The organism is Amycolatopsis alkalitolerans (assembly GCF_006152065.1).
Classification (GTDB): Bacteria; Actinomycetota; Actinomycetes; order Mycobacteriales; family Pseudonocardiaceae; genus Amycolatopsis_E; species Amycolatopsis_E alkalitolerans.
The window spans coordinates 28,953-44,786 of the sequence record NZ_VDFW01000020.1 but is presented as its reverse complement, the minus strand read 5'-3'; the positions used below and the strand labels follow the sequence as shown (position 1 = coordinate 44,786).

The window sequence follows — 15,834 nt, the reverse complement described above, 5'->3', positions numbered from 1 at the left end:
CACCCGTTCAGCGCAGGTTTCGCTTCAGGATCTTGCCCGACGCGTTCCTCGGCAACTCGTCCACGAAGCGAATCGCCTTGGGGATCTTGAACGGCGACAGCTTCTCCCGCGCGTGCGCGAGCAGCTCCTCGGCCGAAACGTCCTCTTTGGACACGACCACCGCGGTGATGGCCTCGATCCACTTCTCGTCGGGCACACCGATCACGGCGACCTCCGCCACCGCCGGGTGGGTGTAGAGCGCGTCCTCGACCTCGCGCGAAGCGACCAGCACGCCGCCTGTGTTGATCACGTCCTTGATCCGGTCGACGACGTAGATGTAGCCCTCTTCGTCCTGCCGCACGAGGTCGCCGGAATGGAACCACCCTCCCCGGAACGCCTCTTCGGTCTCTTCCGGCTTGTCCCAGTAGCCGAGGCACAGCTGCGGGGACCGGTAGACCACCTCGCCCAGCTCCCCGGGCGGCAGGTCCGTCCCGTCGCTGTCGACCACCCGGAGCTCGACGAACAACGCGGCTTTACCGGCGGAGTCCGGCCGGGTGAGATGGCCTTCCGGGCCGAGGATCGTCGCCAGCGGGGCGATCTCCGACTGGCCGAAGCAGTTGTAGAAACCCAGCTCGGGCATCGCCTCGCGCAGTCGCGCCAGCACCGGGCCCGGCATGATCGAGGCGCCGTAGTAGGCCTTGCGCAGCGCGGGAAGCGGTTTGAAGTCCGGATGGTTGGCGAGTGCGACCCACAGCGTCGGCGCGGCGAAGAACGCGCCGTGCCCGTCGCCGGAAAGCCGCCGCAGGATGTCTCCCGGCTCCGGTGTCTCCACCAGCGTGTTGACCGCGCCGACGGCCAGCCAGGGCACCAGGAACACGTGCATCTGCGCGCTGTGATAGAGCGGCATGACGTGGAGCGGATCGTCGTGCTCGGTGAAATCCAGGCCGACGATGCACGACAGGTACTCGTGCACGAGCGCGCGGTGGGTCATCATCGCGCCCTTCGGCCGCGACGTCGTGCCCGACGTGTACAGCAGCTGCACGAGGTCCGTGTCCGCCAGCTCGACGTCGATCTCCGGCACCGCACCGGACTCCGCGTGCGACAGCAGTGAGCCCTCCGCGTCCCGCAGCGGGATGACCCGGCCGGCGGTCACCCGGTCCGCCAGCGCGGGATCGGCCAGCACGACCGTGCTGCCCGACTGCTCCAGCAGGTATCCGAGTTCGGCACCGACGAGGTTGTAGTTGACCGGAACGTGCACCAGGCCCGCCCTGGCACAGGCGAGAAACGCGATCAGGTAGGCGTCCGAGTTCTTACCGTACGCGGCGACCCGGTCACCCTTCGTCAGGCCGAGGCTCAGCAGGAAAGCCGCCGCCCGGCTCACCGCGTCGTCGAGTTCCGCGTACGTCCATTGCCTGTCCGCGAACCGCAACGCGGTCCTCGTGGGGACTCGCGCCGCGCTCCGGCGGAGGACGTCCGCGACGGTGCTGGAACGAAGCGTGGTCATAGCGACTCCTCTGGCGCCGGTGCCATACTCTCCGAATGTGATCCACATTAGACGTGCCACCGCCCCCGATGTCGAGCAGATCGTCGCGATGCTCGCCGACGATCACCTCGGCCGCGACCGTGAGTCCCCCGGCGACCAGGCGCGCTACGCCCGCGCCTTCGACGCCGTGGACGCCGACCCGAACCAGTTCCTCGCCGTGGCCGAGGACGGCGGCGAGGTCGTCGGCACGCTGCAGCTCACGTTCATCCCCGGCCTGTCGCGGCGCGGGGCGAGACGCGCCATGGTGGAAGGCGTCCGCGTGCGCGCCGACCGCCGCGGCGGCGGTCTGGGCGCACAGCTGATGAAGTGGGCCGTCGAGGAGGCCAGGCGACGCGACTGCGCCCTCGTCTTCCTGACCTCGGACGCCTCACGCGACGGCGCGCACCGGTTCTACCGCCGCCTCGGCTTCGCGCAGAGCCACCTCGGCTTCAAGCTCCTGTTGTGAATCAGGCGGTACGCGCGATCTTCGCGCTGCCGAGCACCAGATCACCGCGGTAGAGCACGACGACCTGACCGGGCGCGACGCCCTTGAGCGGCTCGCGCAACTGCGCCCGCACGTCGCCGTCCACGACCTCGGCGACCGCTTCGGCGGTGCCGCCGTGCGCGCGCACCTGGATCGTGCACTCGGTCGGCCCGTCCAGCGCGCGCTCCCCCGGCCAGATCGGCCGGTCCGCCTCGATCGCGCGCACGGCCAGCCGGTCGGCGGAACCGACCCGCACCGTACCGGACACCGGTTCGAGCGCGAGCACGTACCGCGGCTTGCCGTCCACGGCCGGCTGCTCGAGCCCGAGGCCCTTGCGCTGGCCGACGGTGAACCCGTGGACGCCGCTGTGCCGCCCGAGCACCGCGCCGGTCTCCGCGTCGACCAGGTCACCAGGGCGCTCGCCGAGCCTGCGCTCCAGGAAACTCTTCGTGTCGCCGTCGGGGATGAAGCAGATGTCGTGGCTGTCCGGTTTGTGCGCTACGGCGAGCCCGCGGCGCTCCGCCTCGGCCCGCACCTCGGTCTTGCGAGAATCGCCCAATGGGAACAGCGAATGCCGTAGCTGCTCGGGCGTCAGCGACGCGAGCACGTACGACTGGTCCTTGCCCTCGTCCACGCTGCGGCGCAGCTCCGGTACACCGTCCACATGCGACAGCCGGGCATAATGACCGGTGGCCACCGCGTCGAAGCCGAGCGCGATCGCCCGGTCCAGCAGCGCCTCGAACTTGATCTTCTCGTTGCAGGTGACGCACGGGTTCGGCGTGCGGCCCGCGGCATACTCGCCGACGAAGCTCTCGATGACCTCTTCGGTGAACCGCTCCGCGAAGTCCCAGACGTAGAACGGAATCCCGAGGATGTCGGCGGCGCGGCGCGCGTCACGGGAGTCCTCGATCGTGCAGCAGCCGCGGGCGCCGGTGCGCAGCGTGCCCGGTTTGGCGGACAGGGCCAGGTGCACGCCGACCACGTCGTGCCCGGCTTCGACGGCACGGGCGGCGGCGACCGCCGAATCCACGCCCCCGCTCATCGCGGCCAGTACCCGCATCACGCCCCCTTCCGCATTCCGGTCAGCCCGGCCTGGCGGGCCCGCGCGACGACCGCGCCGATCTCACGTGCCACGGCGTCCACGTCCCGGCGCGTCGAGGTGTGCCCCAGGGAGAATCGCAGCGAGCAGCGCGCGTCGGTCGGGTCGGCGCCCATTGCGAGCAGGACATGGCTCGGCTGCGCGACCCCGGCTGTGCAGGCCGATCCGGTCGAGCATTCGATGCCCTTGGCGTCCAGCAACATCAGCAGGCTGTCGCCCGCGCAACCGGAGAACGTGAAGTGCACGTTGCCGGGCAGGCGGCCCTCGCCGGGCGGCGGCCCGTTGAGCACCGCGTCGGGCACCTCACGGCGGATCGCGTCGATCAGCGCGTCCCGCAGGGCGACGAGTTCCGCCGAGCGCTCGTCCTGTTCGCCCACCGTGGCCCGCACCGCCGTCGCGAACGCGTGGATTGCGGGCACGTCCAGGGTGCCGGACCGCACGTCACGCTCCTGCCCGCCGCCGTGCAGCAGCGGCACGCATTCGGTTTCGCGCGACAGCAGCAGCGCGCCGACGCCGTACGGCCCGCCGAGCTTGTGCCCGGTGAAGGTGAGCGCGCTCGCGCCGCTCGCGGCGAAGTCGATCGGCACGCCGCCCACCGCCTGCACGGCATCGGTGTGCAACGGGATGCCGTGCTCGGCGCAGATCCCGGCGAGTTCGGCCACCGGGTTGATCGTGCCGACCTCGTTGTTCGCCCACATCACTGTGACCAAGGCCACGTCGGAGGGATCCCGCGCGATCGCCTTACGCAGCGTCTCCGGCAGCACCCGGCCGTACGCGTCCACCTCGAGCCAGGTGACCTCCGCGCCGGCCTCCTCCTCCAGCCACTGCACGGCGTCCAGCACCGCGTGGTGCTCGACGGCGCTCGAGATGACCCGCTTGCGCGCGGGATCGGCGTTGTGCCTGGCCCAGAAGATGCCCTTGACGGCGAGGTTGTCGCTCTCCGTGCCCCCGCCGGTGAAGATCACCTCGGAGGGCCGGGCGCCCATCGCCTCGGCGACCGCCTCACGCGCCTCCTCGACCATCCGGCGCGCCCGGCGGCCCGAGGAATGCAGCGACGAGGCGTTGCCCACGGTGGACAGCGCCTCGCTCATCGCCGCTATGGCATCGGGCAACATCGGGGTGGTCGCCGCGTGGTCGAGGTAGGTCATCGCCTTCCCAGGGTAGACCGTCCCATTCACTCTTGGGTGGGCCACCGCCGGGTGATCACGGCACCGAGCAAGGCCATGCCCACGAGCACGGCGGCCAGCACCACGACCGCGTTCGACGGCTGCCGCGCGGAGGCCAGCAACCCGAGCAGCACCCCGCCGAAGCCGACGACGAGGGCCGAGCCGACCCAGTCGCCCAGTTGCATCGCGGAGGTGTTGAACCCGCGTTCGGCGACCGGGGAGAAGCGGAACAGCAGGACCGTGATCGAGGGATAGGCGGTGCCCATCCCGGCACCGCCGATGACGCACGCGGGGAACGCGACCCAGCCCGGAAACCACGGCTGCGAGACGAAGGCGAACAGCACGAGCGAGACGGCGACCAGACCGAATCCCGCTCGCAGCGCCGTTTCGCGAGACCAGTCGGGGCGACGGCCCTGCACGGCCGACGCGGCGGACCAGCCGAGGGCGCTCACCGTCAGCGGCAGCCCGGCCATCGCGGGGTGGTAGCCGTGCACCTGGCTCATGGTCAGCGGAAGGTAGGCCTCCATCCCCGCGTAGGCCCCGCCGAGAAGGGCACGCGATGCGACGACTGTCGGGAGGCCGGGGCGCGCGGTCACCGTTCCCGGTGGCAGGAGCGTGCGCAAGGCGAAACCCAGCGCCACCAAGGCACCGGCCCCATAGGCGATCGCGAGCGGCGAAGGGTGCTGCGCCGCCCAGGTGAGCGCCGCCACGCCGACTGCCGCGGCGAGAGCGGCCGTCGTCGACGCCCGCCGCTGATGTGCCGCGGATTCCGGCGGGCCGAGCCTGCGGGCGACGGGGACGAGGAGGGCGAGCCCCACTGCCGCGAGCGGGACGAGACCGAGGAACACCCAGCGCCAGCCGAACTGCTCGGTGATCAGGCCCGCGATCGACGGCCCGACGAGCGCGGGCAGCACCCACGCGGCCGAGTTGGCGGCGTACATGGCCGGGCGTTCACGATCGGTGTAGACCAGCGCGATCAGCAACGAGACGGCGACGAGCACCGTGCCGGAACCGAGGCCCTGCAGGACGCGACCGCCCAGCAGCACGGCCATGTTCGGCGCACTGCCGCAGAGCACGAGTCCGGTGAGGAACATGGCGGGCCCGGCGACGAGCGCGAACGCGGGACCGCGGCGATCGCACAGCCGTCCGGACAGGACGGTCGCGACGACGCTGGCGACGAGAAACGCCGTGAACGGCCAGGAGTAGAGGGACTGGCCGCCGAGCGCGGGCACGAGGGTCGGCATCGCCGTGGCGACGCCCATGTTCTCGAACGCGATGAGCGTCACTACGAGCAGGCTGGCAACGGTGGTGGTGCGATGCGCCGGGGTCCACAGCACCCCGCCCCTTCGCGCGGCGACGATCACCCGTCAACCCTGCAACCTCCACCCAACTAGAGGTCAACCACTTTCCCCCCCACCCCCGAGATCTACGTTCGAGACGCCGAGTTGGACATTCAGGTCACCGAGATCTACATCCACGACGGCGAGTTGGACATTCAGGTCACCGAGTTCGGCATCCAGGCGCTCAGTGCAACGCCGGGCTCACCGGCGCGGCTGGCGGAACCACCCGCTTCCCCCGCGATCGGCGCGGTGGGTGCACCGTGCCGAGCGCCGAATGGACGGCCGACTCCGCGAGCGCGGCCAGTTCCCGGCGGTCGGCGGCGCGGCCGGGCGCGATCTCCTCGCACACGAACACTTCCAGCACCAGCCCCCGCAACCGGGCGACGCGGCGGAGCGAGTCGATCAGCGACTCCGGTCCGATGAACGCCGGCTGCGTGGTCTCGCGACCGTCGCCCAGCCGGTACCGCAGCGCGAGGGGACGCACCGGCACGCCGCCGTCGATCGCGGCCTGGAACGTCGCGGGTGCGAACCGGCCGGCCGCCAGCCCGCACCACGTCGTCCCCTCGGGGGTGACGCTTACCAGCGAACCGCCACGCAGCGCGTCGGCCAGCTCGGCCATGGTCGCCGGAAGAGTGGAAAGGCGTTCCCGGTCGAGGAAGATGCTGCCGCCGCGTGCGACGAGCCCGCCGAGCACCGGCCACGCCGCGATCTCCTTTTTGGCGAGCGCCCGCATCGGCCGCACCGCGTTGACCGCGACGATATCGAGCCACGAGATGTGGTTGTTCACCACGAGCGCACCGCGCCCGGCCTCGCCGCGACGGAACTCCTCACCGCCGTGCACCACCAGACGCACGCCAAATGCCCGCAGCACCGAACGGAAGATCAAGCGCGCCAACGGTTCCCGCATGCGGGCGAGCACCAGCAACGGCGCCGAGGCGAGCGCCGCGAGCACGACCATGACCGCCGAGCCGATCCGCAGCATCCGACGCGGGAACGCGACGGCCGCGGCGTCCGGCGTCAGGCACCCGTCACCGCACGGCGAGACCGGCATCCAGGCGTGACTCATCCGCCTGTCCCCAGAAAGAACTTGAGGTACCGCTCGTCGACCTGGTGCAGGTCCAGCAGCGTGAAGAAGTCCGCGACGCCGAAGTCCGGATCGTGCGCCGGCGGGCCGCACACCTTCGCGCCCAAGCGCGTGTATCCCTTGAGCAACGGCGGCAGCAGCGATCGCGACGGGCGCGCGATTTCCGTGCTGTCCCAAGGGTTCAATGGCGTGACCCGGTGCTCTTCAGCCGCGTAGTGCTTGGCCTGGATGGTGTCCCACACCCCGGCCGCGAAAGCCCCGCCGTCGGCGAGCGCGACCGACGCGCAGCCGGCCAGGTAGCGGTGCCCGCCCAGCAGCATGTACCGGCCGATACCGGCCCAGACCAGGCTCACCACGGCGCCCGTGCGGTGGTCCGGGTGCACGCACGAACGGCCGGTCTCGACGAGCGAGGGGCGCAGCTTGGAAAGGTTCGCGAGATCGAATTCGGTATCGGAATACAGCCCGCCCGCCGAGCTTGCGCGACCGGGCGGGAGCATGCGGTAGGTGCCGACGATTTCGCCGGTGTTGTCCTCCCGCACGACGAGGTGATCGCAGAACTCGTCGAAGCGGTCGGCATCGAGGCCCGGCTGCAGGGAGTGCAGCTCGGCGCCCATTTCTCCGGCGAAGACGGCGTAGCGAAGTCTTTGTGCCGCAACGACTTCCTCGGTCTCGGAGGCGACGAGGAGCGAGTAGTGCGGAGCACCGTCCGGCTGCGATTCGGTGCTGACGAGTAACTGTGACCGCGTCATAGCACAAGGTGTACCGGCGACCAGGAAACCACCAGGACCCCCACGGGATGACCAGTCCGTGCACTTTGTGTGAATACCGGGTTCTCAGGGTTCTCTCAGGTACGAAAACGGCCCTCCCGCACCGGCGGGAGGGCCGTGATCCGTCCGGCTGTCAGCCCTTGCGCTTCGCGACCTCTTCGGTCAGCTGCGGGGCGACGTTGAACAGGTCGCCCACGACACCGAAGTCGGCGATCTCGAAGATCGGTGCCTCGGGGTCCTTGTTGACCGCGACGATCGTCTTCGAGGTCTGCATCCCGGCCCGGTGCTGGATCGCGCCGGAGATGCCGAGCGCGACGTACAGCTGCGGCGAGACCGTCTTACCGGTCTGGCCGACCTGGAACTGGGCCGGGTAGTAACCGGAGTCGACCGCGGCACGGGACGCGCCGACGGCCGCGCCGAGCACGTCGGCCAGCTTCTCCACGACCTCGAACTTCTCGGCGGAACCGACGCCGCGCCCACCGGAGACCACGATCGAGGCCTCGGTGAGCTCGGGGCGGTCGCCACCGACGACCGGCTCGACGCCGGTGATCTTCGCGGCCTTCGCCGCGTCGACGGCGGGCACCTCCACGGTCTCTTCCGCGGCCGCGCCCGGGGCCTCGGTGGCCTCGACCGCGCCGGGGCGCACGGAGATGACCGGCACGCCATGCCCGGCCTTGGCCTGCACCGTGTACGCGCCACCGAAGATCGACTGCTCGGCCGAGCCGTCGGAATTCACCGCGACGACGTCGTACAGCAGCGCGCTGCCCAGGCGGACCGCGAGCCTGCCGGTGACCTCCTTGCCTTCGGCCGTCGCAGCCGCCAGGACCGCCGCCGGCGAGACCCGCTCGGCGAGCGACGCCAGCACGTCCACCTTCGGCGTCACGAGGTACTTGTCGGCATCCTCGGACTCCGCGACGTACACCTTCGCCGCGCCGTAGCCGGCCAGTTGCTCCTTGAGCTTGCCGGCGGTGCCCGGGGCACCCACCACGACGGCCGACGGCTCGCCCAGCTCGCGGGCGGCGGTCAGCAGCTCGTACGTCAGCTTCTTGAGTTCGCCGCCAGCATGGTCGACGAGAACCAGAACCTCAGCCATATGTCCGTCTCCTCTCAGATGAGCTTCTGGCCGACCAGGTACTCGGCGACCTTCGAGCCGCCGTCGCCCTCGTCGTCGACGCGCTGACCGGCGGTGCGCGGCGGCTTCGGGGCCGCCTCGGTGACCTGCGACCACGCGTTGGCCAGCCCGACCTCGCCCGCGTCGATGCCGAGGTCGGCGATGGTCAGCGTGTCGACCGGCTTCTTCTTCGCGGCCATGATGCCCTTGAACGAGGGGTAGCGCGGCTCGTTGATCTTCTCGCCGACGCTCACCAGCGCGGGAAGGCTCGCTTCGAGGTGGGTGAGGCCGTCCTCGGTCTCGCGGTCGGCCTTGACGGCCGAGCCGTCGACGGTCAGCTCACGCACGTGGGTGAGCTGGGGCAGGCCGAGCAGTTCGGCCAGCATCGCGGGCACCGCGCCGGCGCGCCCGTCCGAGGCCTCGTTGCCCGCGATGACCAGGTCGTAGCCCTCGACCTTGCCGATCGCGGCGGCGAGGACCTTCGCGGTGGCGATCGCGTCGGAACCGTGCAGGGCCTCGTCGGAGACGTGGATGGCCTTGTCGGCGCCCATCGACAGCGCCTTGCGGATGGCGTCGGTGGCCCGGTCAGGCCCGACCGAGATCACCGTGACCTCGCCCTCACCGGCTTCCTTGATCTTGAGGGCCTCTTCCACGGCCTTCTCGTTGATCTCGTCGAGCACCGCGTCCGCGGATTCGCGGTCCAGCGTGTGGTCAGCCTCGGACAGCTTCCGCTCCGAGTAGGTGTCCGGCACCTGCTTGACCAGGACAACAATGTTCGTCATGGGTCCCCTTCGACCTCCCGGGTTAGCCCTACTAGCCGGTAGCGTAGGGAGCTTCGCCGTTCGTGGCGCGCCGAGGTGACGGCATTCACCTGGAATCCCAGTTTACCAGGACGATCGTCCCAGTAATTTCCTCACCTTATCGCGCTACTCCTGGTGGCCGCAAAGGCGGACGGGCTACTGCCCGTAGACCTTTCGGGCTAACCTCACAGACCGTGTCTCCTCACGTGGCAGTAGTTACCGATTCGACAGCTTCGCTTTCAGACCAGCTCATCAAGCAGTGGGGCATCAAGGTGATCCAGCTCCAGCTGCAGGTCGAAGACCGTATCGACGACGAAGCGCGGTTCGACCGGGACGAGCTCGTGGAGTCGTTGCGCCTCAACCGGCAGGTCGCGACCGCGCCACCCGATCCGGGGGCCTTCTTCTGGAACTACCAGGACGCGGTGAGCGAAGGGGCGAGCGCGATCGTCAGCGTGCACATCTCCAGCCGGATGTCCGCGACCGTACAAGCCGCCCAAGAGGCGGCAAGACAGGTGCGGATCCCGGTCTACACGCTCGACAGCGGGACTGTCGGGATGAGCCTGGGCTTCGCGGTGCTGTCCGCCGCGCGGGCCGCCGCCGCGGGCGCGCATGTCAGCAGGGTGATCGAAGCGGCCGAACGCCGGTTCACCAGCACCTCGGAACTGATCTATGTGGACACTCTGGAGTACCTTCGCCGCGGCGGGCGGATCGGCGCGGCGCAGGCGATGCTCGGCACGGCGCTGTCCATCAAGCCCCTGCTCACCGTCAAGAGCGGCGAGGTGGCGCCGCTGGCCAGGGTGCCGGGCGCGAGGCGGGCGGTGAACAAGCTGGTCGACATCGCGGCGCAGCGGGCCGGCTCCCATCCCAGCGAGGTGGCGGTCTCGTGCTTCCGGCCCACGGACCGGGAACTGGCCGTCGTCGGTCAGCTTCGCCAGCACGTCCAGAACCTGCGCGAGCTGTCCATCGTCGAGTCGAGCGTCGTCGTCGGCTCGCATGTGGGGCCCGGCGCCATGAGCATCACGGTTTCCCCCGTCTGAGCCGGGAACCGCCACCGCCGCCGGACCGTTGGCTGGAAAAGCCGACAATCGGGAGGAAAGCAGTGGCCTCGCTGTTCACCAGGCTCGCCCGGCTCGCCAGCAGCCCGCAGGGCAGGCGCGCGATCGCGCAGGCGAAGCAGTTCGCGAACGACCCGCGCCGCCGCCAGCAGGCGAAGGACGCCGTGGAAAAGGTGCGGCAGCAGGTGGCAGGACGGCGCCGTCCGCGGTGATCGAAGCCGTTTCGGCAGACCTGTAACATTCCGCCACCGTCACCCGATAGGGTGCCCCCAGCCGCACGAGCCAAGGGAGCGCTGGGGTGACGACAACTCACGAGGCTATCGGCGACGAGCAGCGGCTCGTGGCCGAGATCAGGAGGTTCGCGGCCGCTCCGTTCGACGCCAGACCGGCCCAGACCGCGGACGAGAACGACCTCGACCTTCGACTGTTCCAGACCACGTATCTGCCGTCGGTCGTGGCGATCGAATCGCTGGAGGACAACCAGCGCCCGGTCGCGGCCGATCTGGCGTGGCTGCGCCTGACCACGCCCGGTGGCGCGCCGACGAACCTCGGGGTAATGGCGATCGGCAAGGATCCGAGCGCGCATGTGCCGGGGGCGTACGTGCAGTTCGTGAGGTACCAGGGGCTGGATCTCGGCGCGCCGGTCGGTGATCAGCATGAGCTGCGCGGGAACCTGGTGGGCACCGCGACCAGGCTGAGTGCCCTGCTCAGCGCGAACCTGCGCACGAAACTCACCGAGGGCGAGGGCCTGTTCCGCGAGGAGACGCAGCCGGACTATCCGCTGGAGGCGCTGCGCGAGACGTGCATGAACGCGCTCATGCACCGCGACTACGAGCGGTCCAACGCGCCCGTGCGCATCGCCTGGTTCGACGACCGGATCGAGGTCACGAACCCCGGCGGACCGTACGGTCAGGTGCGAGTGGACAATTTCGACCGCGTCAACGACTACCGCAACCCGGGGCTGGCGAAGGCGATGAAGGCACTGGGCTACGTGAACCGCTTCGGCCGGGGCATCTGGCGCATCCGCAACGCGATGGCCCGCGCGGGCAGTCCGGTGCCCGAGTTCCGGGTGGACGACGCCTCCTGGTCGGTCGTGCTGCGGAAGTGGCCGTAAGAGCAGCCATGACGTCTGATCGAGCGGGACAGCACGGCATCCGGATCAAAGACCAGTACCGGGTCTGCTTTCGGTGGACCGACGCGGGCCCGGAAGACGTCGGCGCGGTTCTTCGGCACGTCTGCCCAATTCTGGGTGACATCGCAGGCCCGCTATGACCTGGAGAAGGAACGCGATCGCCTCGGTACCGAGTTGGCCGAGATCGAGCCGCTGGACGCGGAGCGACATCGTCTCACCAGTGCTTGAGGCTGCACCACACCCGTCCGGCGCGCGCCGTTTCACCCAGTAGGGTCGGGCGGGTGACGACCTCATCCGCGCGCACCGAGGCGCTGCACCTGACCGGGGAACGGACCGTGCCCGGCATCCCGGAGGAGAACTACTGGTTCCGCCGGCATGAGGCCGCTTACCTCGCGCTGCTCCCCCACTGCTCGGGCGCGACCGTGCTCGAAGCCGGATGTGGCGAGGGCTACGGCGCGGCGCTGATCGCGAAGCGCGCCGCCCGGGTGCTGGCGCTCGACTACGACGAGCCGACCGTGCGCCACGTCGCGCGGCGTTATCCACAGCTGGGGACGGTCCGGGGGAATCTCGCCTTCCTGCCGGTCGCATCATCCACTGTGGACGTCGTGGCAAACTTCCAGGTGCTCGAACACTTGTGGGACCAGGCCGGGTTCCTCGCCGAATGCCGCCGCGTGCTGCGGCCGGGCGGGCGGCTCGTCGTCACCACCCCGAACCGCCTGACCTTCACCCCGGACAGCGACACCCCGCTGAACCCGTACCACACCCGCGAACTCGCACCGTCCGAATTGGATGAGCTGCTGCGCGAGGCCGGGTTCGAGGTCGAGCTCTTGCACGGCTTGCAGCACGGTGCCGCGCTGCGCGCGCTCGACGAAAAGTACGATCATTCGATCATTGACGCGCAGCTCGACGTCGTCATGGGCCAATTGCCGGGGCAGGCCGAATGGCCGGCGGAGCTGCTGGCCGACATCACCGCGATCCGTGCGGAGGACTTCGAGATCACCGGCGAAAACCTGGCGCGGTGCCTCGATCTCGTCGCGGTGGCGGTGCGGCCATGACCAGCGAAGGCACGTTCTGCCTGGTCCTGCACAGCCATCTGCCCTGGCTGCCGCACCACGGCTCGTGGCCGGTCGGCGAGGAATGGCTCTACCAGGCCTGGGCGCATTCCTACCTGCCGGTCGTCGAACTCCTGCGCCGGTTCGCCGGCGAGGGCCGCCGCGACGTGCTCACCCTGGGCGTGACACCGGTCCTCGCCGCGCAACTGGACGATCCGTACAGCCTGCGCACGTTCCACGAGTGGCTCGGTCACTGGCAACTGCGCGCGCTGCACGCGAGCACGTTGTGGCGCGGCCAGCCCGTGCTCCGCGAACTCGGCGCGGCCGAGCACCGGGCGGCGCTGCACGCGACCGAAGACCTGGAAACCCAGTGGCGGCACGGGTTTTCGCCGATCCTCCGGTCCCTTGTGGACGCCGCGACGATCGAGCTGATCGGCGGTCCGCTCACGCACCCGTTCCAGCCGCTGCTGGACGAGCGGATCCGCGCGTTCGCCCTCCGGTCCGGGCTCGACGACACCGGACTGCGGATCGGCCACCGCCCGGCGGGCATCTGGGCGCCGGAATGCGGGTACGCGCCCGGTATGGAGGACGGCTACGCCGCCGCCGGGGTCGAACGGTTCCTCGTCGACGGCCCCTCGCTGCGCGGTGACACCTCGGCGGCGCGAACGGTCGGTTCGTCGGACGTCGTCTGCTTCGGCCGCGACCTCGAAGTCACCTACCGGGTCTGGTCGCCGAAGGCCGGCTACCCCGGGCACGCGAACTACCGCGACTTCCACACCTGGGCGCACGAGGTCGGGATGAAGCCGTCGCGGGTCACCGGTCACCAGGTCGCGCCTCCGGACAAGGCGCCCTACGAACCGGCGCTCGCCGCGGACACCCTTCGCCTGCACGTCAAGGACTTCGTGGACACGGTCGTCACCAGGCTGCGCCGCCTGCGCGCGCGGAACGGCAAGGAGGCGCTGGTCGTCGCGGCCTACGACACGGAACTGTTCGGGCACTGGTGGCATGAGGGCCCGGCCTGGCTCGACGGGATCCTGCGCGCGCTCCCCGAGGCCGGGGTCCGGGTCACCACACTGCGGGGCGCGCTGGAGGCTGGGCACCTCGGCCCGCCGGTCGACCTGCCCGCGTCGTCGTGGGGTTCGGGCAAGGACTGGCGGGTCTGGGACGGCGAGCAGGTCGCGGACATGGTCGAGGACAACGCCGCACTACAGCGGCGCCTGCTGGCCGTGCGGCCGGGACCGCTACGCGACCCGGTGCTGGACCTGGCGGTCAACGAGGCGATGCTGGCGCTGTCGAGCGACTGGGCGTTCATGGTCACCAAGGACTCGGCCGCCGACTACGCCCGCCGCCGCGCCCGCGTGCATACCGAACGCTTCGGCGCCGTCCTTCGCGGCGAACGCCCGCTGCCGCTGGAAGACCGCGTCTTCGGGCAACTCGACGCCCGGCTGTTGTGAGTGTCATTCGGACTTTAGTTGACTAGTGAGTAACCTCGGCCCATGCGCGTGCTGATGTTGTCCTGGGAGTACCCGCCGGTCGTCGTCGGCGGGCTCGCGCGCCACGTGCACGCACTGGCCCGCCACCTGGCGCGCGACGGGCATGAGGTCGTGGTGCTGTGCCGGCACGTCTCGGGCACCGACGCGCAGACGCATCCGACCACGGATCGCCTGGTCGACGGGGTGCGGGTGATCCGGGTCGCGGAGGACCCGATGCACGTGACGTTCGAGCAGGATCTCGTCGCGTGGACGCTCGCGATGGGCCACGCCATGGTGCGCCGGGGCCTGGAGCTGCTGCGGACCTGGCAACCGGATGTGGTGCACGCGCACGACTGGCTCGTCGCGCATCCCGCCATCGCGCTCGCCGAGGCATCCGGAAAGCCGCTCGTCGGGACGATCCACGCGACCGAGGCGGGGCGGCACTCGGGGTGGTTGTCCCATCCGCTGAACCAGCAGGTGCACTCGGCGGAGTGGTGGCTCGCGAACAGGGCGGACGAGCTGATCACCTGCTCGCAGGCCATGCGCAACGAGGTCGCGGGCCTGTTCGAGATCCCGGCGGACGACATCACGGTGATCCACAACGGCATCGAGGAGCGGGGCTGGCGCGTTCGGCCGGAGGACGTCGCCCGCGCCCGCAAGTCGTTCGCGCCGGAGGGCGATCCCCTGCTGCTGTATTTCGGGCGGCTCGAATGGGAGAAAGGCGTGCAGGATCTGCTGGCGGCGCTGCCGGCGATCCGCCGCGATCATCCGGGCACCCGGCTGGTCGTCGCCGGGCGCGGGCGGCATCAGGAGGAACTGCTCGCGCAGGCGCGGAAGCTGCGGATACGCCGGGCAGTGCACTTCGCCGGGCACCTGCCGGACCGTGAGTTGCGCACGGCGCTGTGCGCCGCGGACGCCGTCGTCCTGCCGAGCCGGTACGAGCCGTTCGGGATCGTCGCGCTGGAAGCCGCGGCCGCGGAGGCGCCGCTGGTCGCCTCGACGGCCGGCGGGCTGGGCGAAGTGGTCATCGACGGCATCACCGGCCTCGCGTTCGAGCCCGGGGACAGCGCCGCCATCCGGGCCGCGGTGGACTCGGTCCTCACCGACCGCAAGGCGGCCCGGCGGCGGGCGCGCACGGCCAGGGCGCGCCTGGCCGAGGATTTCGACTGGGCGCGCATCGCCGAAGCGACCGTGCGGGTCTACCGGCGCGCTCGCGTCGGGGAGCAGGAGGACCTGGGGCGCCCGAAGATCCCGACGGGCAACGTGTTCGCGCCTTAGGGGTCGTAACAGATTGATTGTTGTTTGTGTCGGCGCCAGCAGATGATGCTGCTGGCGATGCTGAGGAAGGCTTCATGGATGTCGTCGCGGATTTCCCAGCGGATGCGCAGGCGGCGGAACCGTGCTCGGTGCCACGCCGGGCGAACTTGAGGTCGATGCCCTTGGCGCGCACCAGTTCGCGGTGCTTGTCGAAGCCGTAGGCGCGATCGGCATACAACGTGTCCGGGCGTCGGCGTGGGCGACCGGGCCGCCCGCGGACCGGCGGGCGGCCCGGTCAGCGGGGCGAGTTGGGTGACGTCATTGCGGTTCCCGCTCGATCGCGGCGCGGGACCAGTCGATCAACCCGGCCGCGGTCAACCTGACCAGCAACACTTCGTGCAACTGCTGCCACACTCCGGCGTCGGACCAGTCCCGTAACCGGCGCCAGCACGTCACGAACAAGATCCCGCACAACGCCTGCCGATCCTCCAGCCGCTTGAGGCCTGTCGGCCCG

The 15,834-nt window shown here is 70.3% G+C and carries 15 protein-coding genes and 1 pseudogene; 7 read left to right on the top strand and 9 right to left on the bottom strand.

From position 1 onward, the window contains the following. Nucleotides 1-7: 7 nt before the first annotated feature. Complete coding sequence (locus FG385_RS21775; RefSeq protein WP_139098615.1) at nt 8-1,483, bottom strand: acyl-CoA synthetase; 1,476 nt, start codon at nt 1,481-1,483, stop codon at nt 8-10. A gap of 37 nt (nt 1,484-1,520) precedes the next feature. On the opposite strand from FG385_RS21775, the gene FG385_RS21770 reads away from it, so the two are divergent. Next, on the top strand, nt 1,521-1,967 hold the full coding sequence (locus FG385_RS21770) for a GNAT family N-acetyltransferase (protein WP_407645522.1): 447 nt from the start codon (nt 1,521-1,523) through the stop codon (nt 1,965-1,967). Between the two features lies 1 nt (nt 1,968). Here FG385_RS21770 and mnmA read toward each other — a convergent pair whose 3' ends face one another. The 7 genes from mnmA to FG385_RS21735 form a co-directional block, all read right to left on the bottom strand. Beyond that, nucleotides 1,969-3,045, bottom strand: a complete 1,077-nt coding sequence (gene mnmA, locus FG385_RS21765; protein WP_139098614.1) for a tRNA 2-thiouridine(34) synthase MnmA — start codon at nt 3,043-3,045, stop codon at nt 1,969-1,971. Continuing rightward, complete coding sequence (locus tag FG385_RS21760; protein ID WP_139098613.1) at nt 3,045-4,232, bottom strand: cysteine desulfurase family protein; 1,188 nt, start codon at nt 4,230-4,232, stop codon at nt 3,045-3,047. Before FG385_RS21760 ends, mnmA begins: the two co-directional genes overlap by 1 nt. Before the next feature lie 26 nt (nt 4,233-4,258). Next, nucleotides 4,259-5,614: an MFS transporter gene (locus FG385_RS21755; protein ID WP_139098612.1), complete on the bottom strand. Its 1,356-nt coding sequence runs from the start codon at nt 5,612-5,614 to the stop codon at nt 4,259-4,261. Between the two features lie 160 nt (nt 5,615-5,774). Then, complete coding sequence (locus tag FG385_RS21750) at nt 5,775-6,656, bottom strand: lysophospholipid acyltransferase family protein (protein ID WP_139098611.1); 882 nt, start codon at nt 6,654-6,656, stop codon at nt 5,775-5,777. Beyond that, nucleotides 6,653-7,423, bottom strand: coding sequence for a GNAT family N-acetyltransferase (locus FG385_RS21745; protein WP_139098610.1), 771 nt, complete (start codon nt 7,421-7,423; stop codon nt 6,653-6,655). The genes FG385_RS21750 and FG385_RS21745 overlap by 4 nt, the downstream gene beginning before the upstream one ends. A gap of 151 nt (nt 7,424-7,574) precedes the next feature. Continuing rightward, nucleotides 7,575-8,534: an electron transfer flavoprotein subunit alpha/FixB family protein gene (locus FG385_RS21740; protein ID WP_139098609.1), complete on the bottom strand. Its 960-nt coding sequence runs from the start codon at nt 8,532-8,534 to the stop codon at nt 7,575-7,577. 14 nt (nt 8,535-8,548) lie between these two features. Further along, nucleotides 8,549-9,334, bottom strand: coding sequence for an electron transfer flavoprotein subunit beta/FixA family protein (locus tag FG385_RS21735; protein WP_139098608.1), 786 nt, complete (start codon nt 9,332-9,334; stop codon nt 8,549-8,551). A gap of 212 nt (nt 9,335-9,546) precedes the next feature. On the opposite strand from FG385_RS21735, the gene FG385_RS21730 reads away from it, so the two are divergent. The 6 genes from FG385_RS21730 (at nt 9,547) to FG385_RS21705 (ending at nt 15,341) form a co-directional block, all read left to right on the top strand. Further along, a complete protein-coding gene (locus tag FG385_RS21730; protein WP_139098607.1) occupies nt 9,547-10,389 on the top strand; it encodes a DegV family protein in 843 nt (280 codons plus the stop codon). 62 nt (nt 10,390-10,451) lie between these two features. Next, a complete protein-coding gene (locus FG385_RS34445; protein WP_200834590.1) occupies nt 10,452-10,619 on the top strand; it encodes a hypothetical protein in 168 nt (55 codons plus the stop codon). Between the two features lie 86 nt (nt 10,620-10,705). After that, complete coding sequence (locus FG385_RS21725) at nt 10,706-11,521, top strand: ATP-binding protein (protein WP_139098606.1); 816 nt, start codon at nt 10,706-10,708, stop codon at nt 11,519-11,521. A 299-nt stretch (nt 11,522-11,820) separates the two neighbouring features. Then, on the top strand, nt 11,821-12,594 hold the full coding sequence (locus tag FG385_RS21715; RefSeq protein WP_139098605.1) for a class I SAM-dependent methyltransferase: 774 nt from the start codon (nt 11,821-11,823) through the stop codon (nt 12,592-12,594). Continuing rightward, the gene (locus tag FG385_RS21710; RefSeq protein ID WP_139098604.1) at nt 12,591-14,045 is read left to right on the top strand and encodes a 1,4-alpha-glucan branching protein domain-containing protein; all 1,455 of its coding nucleotides are present in this window, start codon (nt 12,591-12,593) and stop codon (nt 14,043-14,045) included. Before FG385_RS21715 ends, FG385_RS21710 begins: the two co-directional genes overlap by 4 nt. A gap of 42 nt (nt 14,046-14,087) precedes the next feature. Continuing rightward, nucleotides 14,088-15,341 carry a glycosyltransferase family 4 protein gene (locus FG385_RS21705; RefSeq protein ID WP_139098603.1) on the top strand — a complete coding sequence of 418 codons (1,254 nt, stop codon included), beginning with the start codon at nt 14,088-14,090 and terminating at the stop codon, nt 15,339-15,341. Here the strand turns inward: FG385_RS21705 and FG385_RS34985 are convergent. Further along, nucleotides 15,338-15,824 (bottom strand): annotated as a pseudogene (locus tag FG385_RS34985) (hypothetical protein); the annotation flags it as partial. The gene FG385_RS21705 and the pseudogene FG385_RS34985 overlap by 4 nt on opposite strands. Nucleotides 15,825-15,834 lie beyond the last annotated feature (10 nt).

What these genes read in the sequence shown, in the direction of transcription:
- FG385_RS21750 (WP_139098611.1), bottom strand. Translation starts at nt 6,656, where the DNA reads ATGAGTCACGCCTGGATGCCGGTCTCGCCGTGCGGTGACGGGTGCCTG.
- FG385_RS21735 (WP_139098608.1), bottom strand. Translation starts at nt 9,334, where the DNA reads ATGACGAACATTGTTGTCCTGGTCAAGCAGGTGCCGGACACCTACTCG.
- FG385_RS21760 (WP_139098613.1), bottom strand. Translation starts at nt 4,232, where the DNA reads ATGACCTACCTCGACCACGCGGCGACCACCCCGATGTTGCCCGATGCC.
- FG385_RS21740 (WP_139098609.1), bottom strand. Translation starts at nt 8,534, where the DNA reads ATGGCTGAGGTTCTGGTTCTCGTCGACCATGCTGGCGGCGAACTCAAG.
- mnmA (WP_139098614.1), bottom strand. Translation starts at nt 3,045, where the DNA reads ATGCGGGTACTGGCCGCGATGAGCGGGGGCGTGGATTCGGCGGTCGCC.
- FG385_RS21775 (WP_139098615.1), bottom strand. Translation starts at nt 1,483, where the DNA reads ATGACCACGCTTCGTTCCAGCACCGTCGCGGACGTCCTCCGCCGGAGC.
- FG385_RS21705 (WP_139098603.1), top strand. Translation starts at nt 14,088, where the DNA reads ATGCGCGTGCTGATGTTGTCCTGGGAGTACCCGCCGGTCGTCGTCGGC.
- FG385_RS21710 (WP_139098604.1), top strand. Translation starts at nt 12,591, where the DNA reads ATGACCAGCGAAGGCACGTTCTGCCTGGTCCTGCACAGCCATCTGCCC.
- FG385_RS21745 (WP_139098610.1), bottom strand. Translation starts at nt 7,423, where the DNA reads ATGACGCGGTCACAGTTACTCGTCAGCACCGAATCGCAGCCGGACGGT.